The organism is Cellulomonas sp. FA1 (assembly GCF_000986825.1).
GTDB classification, from domain to species: Bacteria; Actinomycetota; Actinomycetes; order Actinomycetales; family Cellulomonadaceae; genus Cellulomonas; species Cellulomonas iranensis.
Window position 1 is genome coordinate 680035 of the sequence record NZ_LBMY01000001.1, and the last position, 12164, is coordinate 692198.

Below are 12164 nucleotides of genomic sequence, written 5' to 3' on the forward strand. Positions count from 1 at the left end.
ACCCGCCTCCGGCGCGTGCGGACCCCACCCGGAGAGGACCCATGACACCCACGCGTGAGCCCCGGCTCGAGCTGCTGCCCGCCGTCGACGTCGCGAACGGCCAGGCCGTGCGCCTCGTGCAGGGCGAGGCCGGTTCGGAGACGTCGTACGGCGACCCGCTGTCCGCGGCGCTCGACTGGTACGCGGGCGGTGCCGAGTGGATCCACCTCGTCGACCTCGACGCCGCCTTCGGGCGCGGCACCAACGCGGTGCTGCTGGGCAAGGTCGCGGCCGAGCTCGCCGCCAAGGGGGTCAAGGTCGAGCTGTCGGGCGGGATCCGCGACGACGCGTCGCTCGAGCGTGCGCTGGCGACGGGTGCGACGCGCGTCAACCTGGGCACGGCTGCGCTCGAGGACCCCGAGTGGACCGCGCGGGTCATCGCGTCGCACGGCGACCAGATCGCCGTCGGTCTCGACGTGCGCGGCACGACGCTCGCGGCCCGCGGCTGGACGCAGGAGGGCGGCGACCTGTGGGAGGTGCTCGCGCGCCTCGACGACGCGGGCTGCGCGCGGTACGTCGTCACCGACGTCACCAAGGACGGCACGCTGCGCGGCCCGAACCTCGACCTGCTGCGCGAGGTGTGCGCGCGTACGTCGGCGCCGGTCGTGGCGTCGGGCGGCGTCTCGAGCCTCGAGGACGTCGCGGCGCTGCGCACGCTCGTGCCGGCGGGCGTCGAGGGCGCGATCGTCGGCAAGGCGCTGTACGCGGGTGCGTTCATGCTGCCGCAGGCGCTGGACGTCGCCGGGCGCCCGTGACCGGCCGCGCGCTGCCGCCGTCGTCACCGTTCGCGGGCGACGACGGCTCGGCCGACCCCGCGCTCACGGCGACGCTCGCACGGTACGCCGACGGCGGTGCCGAGCTCGCGGACGTCGTCGCCGCGCTCGCGCCGACGCGCGTGCTCGTGCCCGTGCTGGCCGAGCTCGAGGTCGAGGGCGTCGTCGAGCACGACGGCCACGCCCACACCGTCGACAAGGAGGCGTCGGCCGGCGTCGTCGCGCTGCGCACGCCCGACGGCCGCACGGCGCTGCCCGTCTTCACGGGCGTCGCGGCGATGACCCGCTGGCGCGCCGACGCGCGCCCGGTGCCGTCCGACGTCGCGCGCGCCGCGCTCTCGGCCGTCACCGAGGGCTGGGAGGTCATGGTCCTCGACGCGGGCGGACCGGTCACCGCGGTGCTGCCGCGCACGGCCGTCTACGCGCTTGCCCAGGGTCAGCCGTGGCGCCCGGCGGTGCGCGCGGGCCGGGTCGACGACGACGTCCGCGCCGCGGTGCGCGACGCCGTGGCCGGCGTGCGCCTCGTCGCGGGTGCCGACGCGGTGCCCGGGACGCGCGCCGAGGTCGCCGTCGAGCTCGCGGTGCTGCCCGGTCTCGACCGCGCCGCGCTCGACCGCGTGCTCGGTCAGGTCAACGCGGCGCTCGCGCAGCACCCCGACGTCGCCGCGCGCGTCGACTCGCTCGAGCTGCGGGTCCGCACGGCCTGAGCGGCCTCGCCCGCGGCGGGTCGTCCCAGCGTACGCCGGCGGGTCGTCTCAGCGACGCCGCAACGCCCACGCGAGCGCGAACGCGCACCCGACGACCGCGCCCACGAGCTGCCCGCCGAGGATCACGCGGTTGAGGTCGAGCGCCGGGTGCCAGTGCGCACCGTCGTCGTCGACGACGAACACGCCGACCGCCTTGACGTGCGTGCCGAACGCACCCGCACCGGCGTCGCCGGTGCCGTACGGCCCGGCGCCGCGGTCGTCGTCGCGCCGCGGGCCGCGCACACCGCCGTCCCCGGTCGCGGTCGCCGCCCCCACGGCGCCCGTGACGCGCGCGACGGGCACGACGAGCGCACAGTCCCGCTCGTACGGCTCGCCGAAGACGCGGCGGACCGTGAACGTGTCGTCGGCGGAGCGCGTCAGCGCGGCGGGGTCGAGGCGGTGGTCACCCATGTCGTGCGTCCTCTCGGTGGGGTCACCCGCACGCGGGTGCGGGTGCGAAGGCCGTCTCGTCGGCCAGCAGGTCGCGCAGCGTGCTCACGGGCACGAGGAAGCTCATGTCGTCGGCGTTCTTGGCGTACACCACGCCGATGACGCGTCCCTCGGCGTCGAGCGCCGCCGACCCGGACGACCCGGGCTCGACGGGCGCGTCGGTCACGAGCACCTCGCCCAGGTTCTCGTTGAGGGGGTCCGTGACCGCACCCACGACGCGGCCGTCGGTCACCGTCAGCTGCCGCCCCAGCGGGTACCCGACGACCGTCACGGGGTCGCCCACGGCCGGGTCCGCGTCGGCGAGCACGGGTGCGGCGGGCAGCGCGTCGACCGTCCGCACGACCGCGAGGTCCGCGAGGGCGGCCGTGCTCGCGGCCTCGGCGGCGACGTCCCGGCCGTCGTACGTGCTGAGCTCGAGCTCGGCGGAGTCCGCGACGACGTGCCGGTTCGTCACGAGCGTGTGCTCGTCCACCGCGAACCCCGACCCGGTCGACAGCGCCCCGCACCCGATGTTCCGGATGCGCACGGCCATGCGCTGCGCGGCGTCGAAGCCGTCGGGCGACAGCTGCGAACCGTCCGCGCTCGCGGACGGCGCGGGCGCGCTGCTCGGGACGACGCTGCCCGGCACGGGCGGCGCGGGCTGCGGCAGCGCCGCGCACCCGGCCAGCGCGAGCACGCCCACGAGCGTCGCCGCGCCGACGCGGCGGCTCACCGCGCGAGCTCCCGCTGCAGCGCCGCGTTCGCGTCGGTCGCCGCGCCGCACACGCGCTCGACGTCCGCGCGGAACCGCGCGAGGTCGTCCGCGTCGTAGCGCGACGTGTCGCCGAGGTACTCGATGAGGCGCTTCTGACCGTCGATGCAGTTCGTCAGCGCCGTCGCGACGTCGCCCGCCGCGCGCGACACGCGCGTCTGGTAGTCGGCGAGCTGCTGCTGCGCGGCCGTCGTGTCGCCGAGCTGCGCCTTCTCGTCCGCGAGCTCGGTGATGCGGGTCTGCGCCGTCGCGAGCTGGCCGCGGGTCGCCTCGAGCTCGGACGACGTCGCCTCGAGGTCGGCCTGCGTCTGCGCGACCTGCGCACCGTGCTCGCGCGCGAGCGCCTCCCAGTCCGCCGCGGCGTCGCGCCACGAGTCGCTCGTGCGCCACAGGTACGTGCCGAGCACGCCCGCGCCGACCAGCGTGAGCACCAGCAGCACCGCGAGGACCGCGACCGCGGGGCGCCGGCGCCGCGCGGGCGGGGGAGCGGCCGTGGGTGCCGGCTGCGGGCTCGGCGCCGCGGCCGGCCAGCCGCCCGGCGGCACCGACGGCGGGACGGCAGGGGGCTGGGGTCCGGGGGAGGGGACGGGTCCGCTCGGGCCGCTCATCGCCCCAGGATAGGCGTGCGACGTGTGACGTCGGGCGCAGTCGCGCCGCGCGCGACGGGTGCGCTCCGGACGGGACGGGACGAGCCGGACAGGTCGCTGCGGTGCGCCCGGGACGGGCGGACCGGGGCACGGTGCGCGGCGTGTGACGATACGGACTCGTGATCTCCTCGTACCGCGACGTGCTGCGCCTGCCCGGCGTGCTGCGGCTGTTCCTCGTCTCGCTCGTCGCGCGCGTGCCGCACGCGACGACCGGCGTCGTGCTGACGCTGCACGTCGTCACGGCGCTCGACGAGGGGTACGCGCGTGCGGGCGTCGTCGCCGCGGCGATGACCGTGGGCCTCGCGATCGGCGCGCCGTGGCGCGGTCGCCTCGTCGACCGGGTGGGGCTGCGCCGTGCCGTCCTGCCGTCGGTGGTGGTCGAGTCGGGCGTCTGGCTCGCGGCGCCCCACCTCGCGTACGTGCCGCTGATCGCCGCGGCGTTCGTCGCGGGCGTCTTCCTCGTGCCCGTCTTCTCCGTGACGCGGCAGTCGCTCGCGGTGCTCGTGCCGCCCGCGCACCAGAAGGCGGCCTACGCGCTCGACTCGGTCTTCACCGAGCTCACGTTCATGCTCGGCCCCGTCCTCGGCGTGCTGCTCGTGACGCAGGGGTCGAGCGCGCTCGCGCTCACGGTGGTCGGGTCGGCGACCGTCGCCGCGGGCCTGCTGCTGCTGTGGGCGAACCCCCCGACGCGCACGGCCGGCGTCGAGCACGCGCCGCTGCCGCCCGGCACGCGCGTGCTGTCCGCGCACCTGCTGGTCGTGCTGCTCGCGGCCGCCGCCGCGTCGTTCGTGCTGATGGGCACCGACGTGTCGCTCGTCGCGGCGCTCAACGACGCCGGGCGCGCCACGGACGTCGGCTGGATGATCGCGCTGTGGGCCGGCGGGTCGGCCGTCGGCGGCCTGCTGCACGGCGCGAGCCCGCGGCAGCCGTCACCGCTGCTGCTCGTCGCGGTGCTCGCCGCCGCGACGCTCCCGGCCGCGTTCGTGCAGGGCCCGGTCGCGCTCGCGGTGGCCGTGTTCGTCGCGGGCCTGCCGTGCGCGCCCGCGCTGTCGTCCATCAACGCGACGCTCGTGCGGCTGGTCCCCGAGCAGCGCCGCGGCGAGGTCATGGGGTGGAGCGGGACCATGCAGACCGTCGGCAACGCGCTCGGCGCGCCGCTGTGCGGGTGGGTCATCGACCACGTGGGCGCGGGCGGCGGCTTCCTCACGGCGGCCGTCGTGGGCGGCGGCGTCGCGGGCCTCGGGCTCGTCGTGGTCGCGGTGCGCCGTCGCAGGCCCGCCCTCCTGGCGCCGGCGGGCGCGGCGGGCGACGTGCCGGCCGTGCCGTCGTCGCCGGCCGTCGTCACGTCGCCCGCCGCGGAGACGCCCGCCGAGGTCGTCGTCGACGACCCGGTCGGTGCGCGCGACGGCGCGGCCGGTGCGGACCCGCGGGGGCACGCGCCGACCGCGCCGTGACGCTCAGCGCGTGCTGAGGATCTCCGCGACGAACCGCGCGGAGCGCTCGCGCAGGCCCGCGACGCGCCGCTCGACGATCAGCTCGCGCATCGCCTCGGCGTCGGACCCGGCCTCGGTGCGGGTCGGTGGCCGCCGCACGTTGCGCGAGCACGTGAAGTCCGTGCAGATCAACGTGCCGATCGTGTTGCCGCGCCGCCCCGACGCACCGCCGCGACGCGCGACGTACAGCGTGACGTCGTCCGTCACGACGACGTCCTCGCACCACGCGCACACGGCACGGCGGCGGGCACGGGACGCGTCGGACGCGCGCAGCAGCACGCCGGTGGGCGCACCGTCGAGCTCGAGCACGACGTACGCGGACAGGGGCGCGCGGCGGTCGCGCCACCCCAGGTAGTCGAGGCGGTCCCAGTCGAGGGTCGTCAGGTCGGGGAGGGTCGCGTCGGCGGCCTCGCGGCGCGAGGCGTTGACGAGGGCGGAGCGCAGCTGCTTCTCGGTCAGGGGGAGCATGGGTTCTCGGTCTTCCGTGCGGCGGGGACCGTCGTCCCACCACGGTGCGCCGCGACCGGGGACGGGCGCGGGCGGGCCGGGGGACGACGGCAGGGCGGGCGGGGCCGCCACCGGCCGTCACGGGGACCGCGGGTGTGGTCGGCGCGTCGTCGGCACCCGTCGAGGGTGCGCGAGGACGGCGCGCCAGCGTGCAGGACGGTGCCCGGGCGCTCAGGAGACGGCGGTGCGGCGACGGGGGACGCCCGAGCAGGCCTGCACGGCCACCTCGCTCCCCCCGGTCACGCACCGCATGCTCGCTCCTCCGGTCGGTCGACGGCGCGCACGGGCCGCGCGCCTCGTCGAGGGTACGCCCGTGGTCGGCGCCCCGTCGCCCCGATTGCCGCGGGCGGTCGCGAGAGCGGTCAGGAGACCGGGCCGGTGAAGGCCTCGCCCGGGCCCTCGCCCGGCGCGTCCGGGAACGGCGACGCCTCCCGGAACGCGAGCTGCAGCGAGCGCAGGCCGTCGCGCAGCGAGCGCGCGTGCTGGTTGCCGATGTCGGGCGCCGACGCGGTGACGAGCGCCGCGAGGGCCGTGATGAGCTTGCGCGCCTCGTCGAGGTCGCGGTGCCGCGCACCGGCGCCGTGCGCGTCGTCCTCGGCGAGCCCGCACTTGACGGCGGCCGCGCTCATGAGGTGGACGGCGGCGGTCGTGATGACCTCCACGGCGGCGACGTCGGCGATGTCGCGCACCGCCTCGGCGGTCGGGTCCGGCGCGTCGTGGGCGGGCGAGTCGCTCATGCCCCGATCCTCTCACCGGTGCGGCGCACGGCCCGCACGCGGTCGGGCGGGCGCGGTGACGTGCGACGGCCCCGCACCCACCGGGGGTGCGGGGCCGTCGTGGGGCTCGGGGCGTCAGGCGACCGGCGTGCTGGCCGTCCCGGGCTCGCCAGCCTCGACCGGCGCGCCGGCGGCGACGAGCGCGGCCCGCAGCGCGGCGCCGAGCCCGGCGTCGACGTTCGTCCAGTACTGCACGGCGCGCGCGCGGATCTCGTCGCTGCGCACGGCGCCGACGTGGCCCGTGATCGTCTCGAGGAACCGCTCGCGCGCGGCGTCGTCGAACACGTCGCGGTAGAGGGTGCCGGCCTGGCCCCAGTCGTCGTCCTGCGGGTGCAGGGTCGCGGCGGCGCGGACCATCTCGCCGTCCGACTCCCAGCCGCCGGTCTCGGCCGCGCGCGCCGGGTCGGCGGCGGGGCCGCCGAGCGAGTTCGGCGCGTAGACCGGGCGGTCGGCGGGCGGGAACGCGTAGCGCGCGGCGCCGTCCTTCGAGTACGAGTGCACCTCGGCGTGGGGCGCGTTCACCGGCAGCTGCGCGTGGTTGGTGCCGACGCGGTACCGGTGCGCGTCGGCGTAGGAGAAGATCCGCGCGAGCAGCATCTTGTCGGGGCTCGGGCCGATGCCGGGCACGAAGTTGCTGGGCGCGAACGTCGCCTGCTCGATCTGCGCGAAGTAGTTCTCGGGGTTCCGGTTGAGCTCCATGACGCCGACGTCGATGAGCGGGTAGTCGGCGTGCGGCCACACCTTGGTGAGGTCGAACGGGTTGAACCGGTAGGTCTTCGCGTCCTCGTACGGCATGACCTGCACGCGCAGCGTCCAGCGCGGGAAGTCGCCGTCGGTGATGTGCTCGAACAGGTCGCGGATGTGGTGGTCGGCGTCGGACCCCGCGAGCTGCGCGGCCTCGTCGGCCGTGAGGTTGTCGATGCCCTGCTGGGTCTGGAAGTGGTACTTGACCCAGAACCGCTCGCCGGCCGCGTTGACCCACTGGTAGGTGTGCGAGCCGAAGCCGTCCATCGTGCGCCACGACCGCGGCAGGCCCCGGTCGCCCATGAGCCAGGTGACCTGGTGCGCCGACTCGGGCGACAGCGACCAGAAGTCCCACTGCATGTCGTTGTCGCGCAGGTTCGAGCCCGGCAGGCGCTTCTGCGACCGGATGAAGTCGGGGAACTTGATGCCGTCGCGCAGGAAGAACACGGGCGTGTTGTTGCCGACGAGGTCGTAGTTGCCCTCGGTCGTGTAGAACTTCAACGCGAAGCCGCGCGGGTCGCGCCACGTGTCGGGGGAGCCGTGCTCGCCGGCGACCGACGAGAAGCGCGCGAGCATCTCGGTCGTGGCACCCGGCTGGAACAGGGCCGCGCGCGTGTACGCCGACACGTCGTGCGTCACCGTGAACGTGCCGAAGGCGCCGCCGCCCTTGGCGTGGACGACGCGCTCGGGCACGCGCTCGCGGTTGAACTGCGCGAGCTTCTCGACCAGGTAGTGGTCGTGCAGGACGATCGGGCCGTCGGCGCCGACGGCGAGCGAGTGCGCGTCGGACGCGACGGGCGCACCGGAGTTCGTGGTGGTGGGCGGGACGTGGGGCACGGGGGCTCCTCCTTCGTCGGGACGGGCGCGGACGCCCGCGGGTGCCGGCAGGGACGGCACCGGGTGGGTCAGCCGGCGGACCGGCAGGCGGGGCACAGGCCCCAGAACGTGACCTCGGCCGTGTCGACCGTGAAGCCCGACGTCGAGCTCGGGGCCAGGCACGGTGCGTGCCCGACGACGCAGTCGACGTCGTCGACGGTGCCGCACGTGCGGCACACGACGTGGTGGTGGTTGTCGCCCGTGCGGCGCTCGTAGCGCGCGGGGTGCCCCGCGGGCTCGATGCGGCGCAGCATCCCGACGCCGGCGAGGGCGTGCAGCACGTCGTACACGGCCTGCACCGACACGGTCGGCAGGGTCGTGCGGACGCGCTGCAGCACCTCGTCGGCGTCGAGGTGCGCGTGCGCCTCGAGCGCGTCGAGCACGGCGAGCCGGGGAGCGGTCACCCGCAGCCCGTGCTGCCGCAGCAGGTCGGTGTCGGTCACGGTCCCACCTGATCATGGTTTCTGGAATCGTTCAAGTCTGACGACTGTCCAGGTCTCCCGCCTCGCGGTGGGTTGCCACGGGTCCGGAGGCGTGCCGTCGGGGCTCTGGTATGGTTGTCGGGACTGTTCCGCGCTACCGCGCGCCCTCGTCCCCGCACGGCACCTCGTCGACCGGCCCCGGCCGGACGGCCCAGGACCTCCGTGCCGGTGTCGGGGACCCGCGGCGGCACGGATGCACAAGTGGAGTCACGTCCCACCTGGGTCCCGCCCGTCCGGCTCGTCCGGCGACAGGGACCGGGTCCCAGTCGCCGGTCGTCGGGCTCGCCCGCCGGCCGCACGGTGGTCGCCCGCGAGGGAGGCCGCCGCGACCGGACATGGCCTCCTCCTGTGCCCAGGACGGGGGCCTTCCTCGTTCCTGGGGTCCATCACGACTCACCCGAGGAGCACCACATCAGCGAGCCCCGCATCAACGATCGGATCCGCGTCTCCGAGGTCCGACTCGTCGGCCCCCAGGGGGAGCAGGTCGGCATCGTGCGCCTGGAGGACGCGCTGCGCCTTGCCCAGGACGCGGACCTCGACCTGGTCGAGGTCGCGCCGACCGCCCGTCCGCCCGTGTGCAAGATCATGGACTACGGGAAGTTCAAGTACGAGGCCGACATGAAGGCCCGTGAGGCGCGTCGGAACCAGACGAACACGATCCTCAAGGAGATCCGTTTCCGTCTGAAGATCGACCCGCACGACTACGGGACCAAGAAGGGTCACGTCGAGCGCTTCCTCGCGGCCGGCGACAAGGTCAAGGTCATGATCATGTTCCGCGGCCGCGAGCAGTCGCGCCCGGAGATGGGCGTGCGCCTGCTCCAGCGGCTCGCCGCCGACGTCGCCGAGCTCGGCTTCATCGAGAGCATGCCCAAGCAGGACGGGCGCAACATGATCATGGTGCTCGGCCCGACCAAGAAGAAGGCCGACCAGCAGAAGGAGCGCCGCGCCGCGCAGTCGCGCGACGAGCGCCCGCGCCGCGAGGCGTCCGACGAGACCGTCGAGATCGCCGACGACGCGGTCGAGGTCGAGGAGACCTCGGCCGTCGAGCAGGCGCCCACGGTCGACCAGGCGCCCGCCGCCGAGCAGGCGCCCGTCGAGACGGCGCCCCAGCCCGAGCCCGAGGCTGCTCCGGCCGCCGCCGAGCCGGCGCCCGCGTCGCGCCCGGCCGCCCCGCGCCCCGCTGCGTCGGCACCGCGTCCGGCCGCGTCGGCACCGCGCCCCGCTGCGTCCGCGCCGCGTCCTGCTGCGTCGGCCCCGCGTCCCGCGGCCGCCCCGCGCCCGGCCGCGCGTCCCAGCACGCCGCGACCGGCGTCGGCCACGCCGGCTCCCGCCGCCCGGCCCGCACCGCGCCCCGGCGCGGCGCCCAAGCCCGCGCCGCGGCCCGGCCCGCGCGCCACGGGCGACGGCGGCGACGCCGGCTGACACACCGCACGGGTGCCGCCCCGCGGCGCCCGGACGAACCCCCGAGTCGCACGACCGTGCGATGCGAACGACAAGGAGAGACGGCAGCCATGCCGAAGAACAAGACGCACTCCGGTGCCAAGAAGCGGTTCCGGGTCACCGGCACCGGCAAGGTCATGCGCGAGCAGGCCGGTGGTCGCCACCTGCTCGAGCACAAGTCGAGCCGCCGCACCCGCCGCATCGCCGGTGACGTCGTCGTCTCGCCCGCCGACACTCCCAAGATCAAGAAGCTGCTCGGCCGCTGACCCCCTCGGCGCGTCAGCGCCCAGGCGGAGGCACCGAGCCCCGGACAAGGCAAGGAGCATCACGTGGCACGCGTGAAGCGGGCGGTCAACGCCCAGAAGAAGCGCCGGTCGACCCTCGAGCGGGCGAGCGGCTACCGCGGACAGCGCTCGCGCCTGTACCGCAAGGCCAAGGAGCAGGTCACCCACTCGCTGGTGTACGCCTACCGCGACCGCAAGGCGCGCAAGGGCGACTTCCGCAAGCTGTGGATCCAGCGCATCAACGCGGCCTCGCGTGAGAACGGTCTGACGTACAACCGTCTCATCCAGGGTCTGCGCCTCGCGGGCGTCGAGGTGGACCGTCGCGTCCTGGCCGACCTGGCCGTCAACGACGCCGCCGCGTTCACCGCGCTCGTGCAGGTCGCCAAGGCCGCCCTCCCCGAGGACGTCAACGCGCCCAGCGCCGCGTGACCTCGCCGCGCACCGTCGGCTGACCGCCGGCACCGCAGCACCGACGCCCCCGCCGTCCTCGTGACGGCGGGGGCGTCGTCGTCTCCCCGCGGTGACGCCGTCCCCGCGGCTCGGGGATGATGGGGCCGTGGCCGACGACCTGCTGAGCAACCCCCGCGCCGACCGCGTCAAGGCGGTGCGCGCGCTCGCCGACCGGTCCGCGCGGCGCCGGCACGGCCGGTTCCTCGTCGAGGGGCCGCAGGCCGTCCGGGAGGCCGTCGCTCCCGGCGGTGGGCGCGTGCACGAGCTGTACGCGACGCCCGACGCGGCGCAGCGGTACGCCGACGTGCTCGCCGCGGCCGACGCCGGCGGCGTGCGCGTGCGCCTCGCGACGCCCGAGGTGGTCGACGCCATGAGCGCCGACGCGCAGGGCCTGGTCGCGGTCGCGGACCTCGTGCACGCCGGCCTGGACGCGGTCGTCGCAGGCGCGCCCCGGCTCGTCGCGGTGCTCGCGCACGTGCGCGACCCCGGCAACGCGGGCACCGTGCTGCGCGCGGCCGACGCGGCCGGCGCCGACGCGGTCGTGCTCACGGCGAGCAGCGTCGACGTGCACAACCCCAAGGTGGTGCGCTCGACCGCGGGCTCGCTGTTCCACCTGCCGGTCGTCACGGGGCCCGAGCTCCCGGACGTCGTCGCGGCGCTGCGGGACGCCGGGGTCGCGGTGCTCGCCGCGGCGGGCGGGGGTGCGCACGACCTCGACGACCTGCTCGACGTCGCGGGGCGGGCACCGCAGGGCGTGCCCGACCTCGCGGCACCCACGGCCTGGGTCTTCGGCAACGAGGCGTGGGGGCTGCGCGACGAGGACCTCGCGCTCGCCGACGCCGTCGTGCGGGTGCCGCTGCGCGGGCGCGCCGAGTCGCTCAACCTCGCGACGGCCGCGGCGGTCTGCCTGTACGCGTCGGGGCGCGCGCAGCGCTGACCGCCGAGCGCCCGGGGCCGGACGCCCGAGCGGACGGTCCGCGTCGCGCGGCGCGAGACCTGCCGTGCCGGGGCGCGCCCTGGCAGGCTGACCGCATGCGACTGTTCGCCGCGGTGTGGCCGCCCGACGACGTGCTCGACCACCTCGACCTCGCGCTGGGCGCCGTCCGCGCCCGCAGCGGGCCCGACGACGCGGTGCGGTGGACCGCGCGCGACGCGTGGCACCTGACGTCGGCGTTCTACGGGACGCTGCCCGACGCCGTCGTCGACGCGCTGGGGGCCGACCTCGCGGCGCACGCGACCGCGCTCGCGCCGTTCGACCTGCGGCTCGCGGGCGCCGGTGTGTTCGCGCACCGCACGCTGTGGGTCGGCGCAGGCGGTGACGTCGCCGCGGCCACCGCGCTCGCGGCCGCGGCCCGTGCGGCGGGCGACGCGCACGGTGCACCGCCCGACCCCCGCGTGCGGCACCGTCCGCACCTCACGGTGGGACGCGTGCGGCCCGCGGGTCGTCCGGCGCGGCACCGCGGCACGCCTCCCGGTGCGCGGGGGCCGGGCCGGGACCGGGCCCGGTTCGACGACCCGGGACCCGCGGAGACGTTCGTGCAGGCGCTCGCGGTGTACCAGGGGCCGGTGTGGACCGTGGACGAGATCACGCTCGTCGAGTCGCGCCCGGGCGAAGGGCGTGGCGGCGGGCCGCTGTACACGCCGCTCGCGCGGTGTCCGCTCGGCCGCTGACCCGGGCTGTGGCAGCATGACGGCATGAGCGCGGT

General features: G+C 76.4%; 15 protein-coding genes. 8 read left to right on the top strand and 7 right to left on the bottom strand.

Features of this window, described 5'->3' with window-relative positions:
* Window positions 1-41: 41 nt before the first annotated feature.
* Together priA and GY42_RS02995 are read left to right on the top strand one after the other, a co-directional pair.
* Window positions 42-794 (top strand): bifunctional 1-(5-phosphoribosyl)-5-((5-phosphoribosylamino)methylideneamino)imidazole-4-carboxamide isomerase/phosphoribosylanthranilate isomerase PriA, encoded by a 753-nt coding sequence (gene priA, locus GY42_RS02990; protein WP_046528198.1) that lies wholly within the window; start codon window positions 42-44, stop codon window positions 792-794.
* Window positions 791-1519 (top strand): SseB family protein, encoded by a 729-nt coding sequence (locus GY42_RS02995; protein ID WP_046528199.1) that lies wholly within the window; start codon window positions 791-793, stop codon window positions 1517-1519. The genes priA and GY42_RS02995 overlap by 4 nt, the downstream gene beginning before the upstream one ends.
* Window positions 1520-1567: 48 nt before the next feature.
* On the opposite strand, the gene GY42_RS03000 is transcribed toward GY42_RS02995, so the two are convergent.
* Genes GY42_RS03000 through GY42_RS03010 form a run of 3 tightly spaced genes read right to left on the bottom strand, consistent with a single transcriptional unit; the run spans window position 1568 to window position 3367 of the window.
* Window positions 1568-1969, bottom strand: a complete 402-nt coding sequence (locus tag GY42_RS03000; RefSeq protein WP_046528200.1) for a hypothetical protein — start codon at window positions 1967-1969, stop codon at window positions 1568-1570.
* Between the two features lie 22 nt (window positions 1970-1991).
* Window positions 1992-2720 carry a S1C family serine protease gene (locus tag GY42_RS03005; protein ID WP_046528201.1) on the bottom strand — a complete coding sequence of 243 codons (729 nt, stop codon included), beginning with the start codon at window positions 2718-2720 and terminating at the stop codon, window positions 1992-1994.
* Window positions 2717-3367, bottom strand: coding sequence for a hypothetical protein (locus GY42_RS03010; RefSeq protein ID WP_046528202.1), 651 nt, complete (start codon window positions 3365-3367; stop codon window positions 2717-2719). The genes GY42_RS03005 and GY42_RS03010 overlap by 4 nt, the downstream gene beginning before the upstream one ends.
* A 158-nt stretch (window positions 3368-3525) precedes the next feature.
* Here GY42_RS03010 and GY42_RS03015 point away from each other — a divergent pair, with 158 nt between their 5' ends.
* A complete protein-coding gene (locus GY42_RS03015; protein ID WP_046528203.1) occupies window positions 3526-4860 on the top strand; it encodes an MFS transporter in 1335 nt (444 codons plus the stop codon).
* A 3-nt stretch (window positions 4861-4863) separates the two neighbouring features.
* Here the strand turns inward: GY42_RS03015 and GY42_RS03020 are convergent, their stop codons facing one another.
* The 4 genes from GY42_RS03020 to GY42_RS03035 all read right to left on the bottom strand — a co-directional run bounded on the left by GY42_RS03020 (window position 4864) and on the right by GY42_RS03035 (window position 8245).
* On the bottom strand, window positions 4864-5367 hold the full coding sequence (locus GY42_RS03020) for an FBP domain-containing protein (RefSeq protein ID WP_046528204.1): 504 nt from the start codon (window positions 5365-5367) through the stop codon (window positions 4864-4866).
* 401 nt (window positions 5368-5768) lie between these two features.
* On the bottom strand, window positions 5769-6143 hold the full coding sequence (locus tag GY42_RS03025; protein ID WP_046528205.1) for a DUF1844 domain-containing protein: 375 nt from the start codon (window positions 6141-6143) through the stop codon (window positions 5769-5771).
* Window positions 6144-6257: 114 nt separating this feature from the next.
* Window positions 6258-7763 (bottom strand): catalase, encoded by a 1506-nt coding sequence (locus tag GY42_RS03030; RefSeq protein WP_046528206.1) that lies wholly within the window; start codon window positions 7761-7763, stop codon window positions 6258-6260.
* A gap of 68 nt (window positions 7764-7831) precedes the next feature.
* Entirely contained in the window at window positions 7832-8245 is a 414-nt protein-coding gene (locus GY42_RS03035) for a Fur family transcriptional regulator (protein WP_046528207.1), read from the bottom strand.
* 387 nt (window positions 8246-8632) lie between these two features.
* On the opposite strand from GY42_RS03035, the gene infC reads away from it, so the two are divergent.
* The 5 genes from infC to thpR all read left to right on the top strand — a co-directional run bounded on the left by infC (window position 8633) and on the right by thpR (window position 12129).
* Window positions 8633-9706: a translation initiation factor IF-3 gene (gene infC / locus GY42_RS03040; protein WP_236686698.1), complete on the top strand. Its 1074-nt coding sequence runs from the start codon at window positions 8633-8635 to the stop codon at window positions 9704-9706.
* Window positions 9707-9795: 89 nt separating this feature from the next.
* Window positions 9796-9990, top strand: coding sequence for a 50S ribosomal protein L35 (gene rpmI / locus GY42_RS03045; RefSeq protein WP_046528208.1), 195 nt, complete (start codon window positions 9796-9798; stop codon window positions 9988-9990).
* A 63-nt stretch (window positions 9991-10053) separates the two neighbouring features.
* Complete coding sequence (gene rplT / locus GY42_RS03050; protein WP_046528209.1) at window positions 10054-10437, top strand: 50S ribosomal protein L20; 384 nt, start codon at window positions 10054-10056, stop codon at window positions 10435-10437.
* A 127-nt stretch (window positions 10438-10564) separates the two neighbouring features.
* Complete coding sequence (locus GY42_RS03055) at window positions 10565-11395, top strand: TrmH family RNA methyltransferase (protein WP_236686699.1); 831 nt, start codon at window positions 10565-10567, stop codon at window positions 11393-11395.
* A 95-nt stretch (window positions 11396-11490) separates the two neighbouring features.
* Window positions 11491-12129 (top strand): RNA 2',3'-cyclic phosphodiesterase, encoded by a 639-nt coding sequence (gene thpR / locus GY42_RS03060; protein WP_046528210.1) that lies wholly within the window; start codon window positions 11491-11493, stop codon window positions 12127-12129.
* The last annotated feature ends 35 nt before the right edge of the window (window positions 12130-12164 follow it).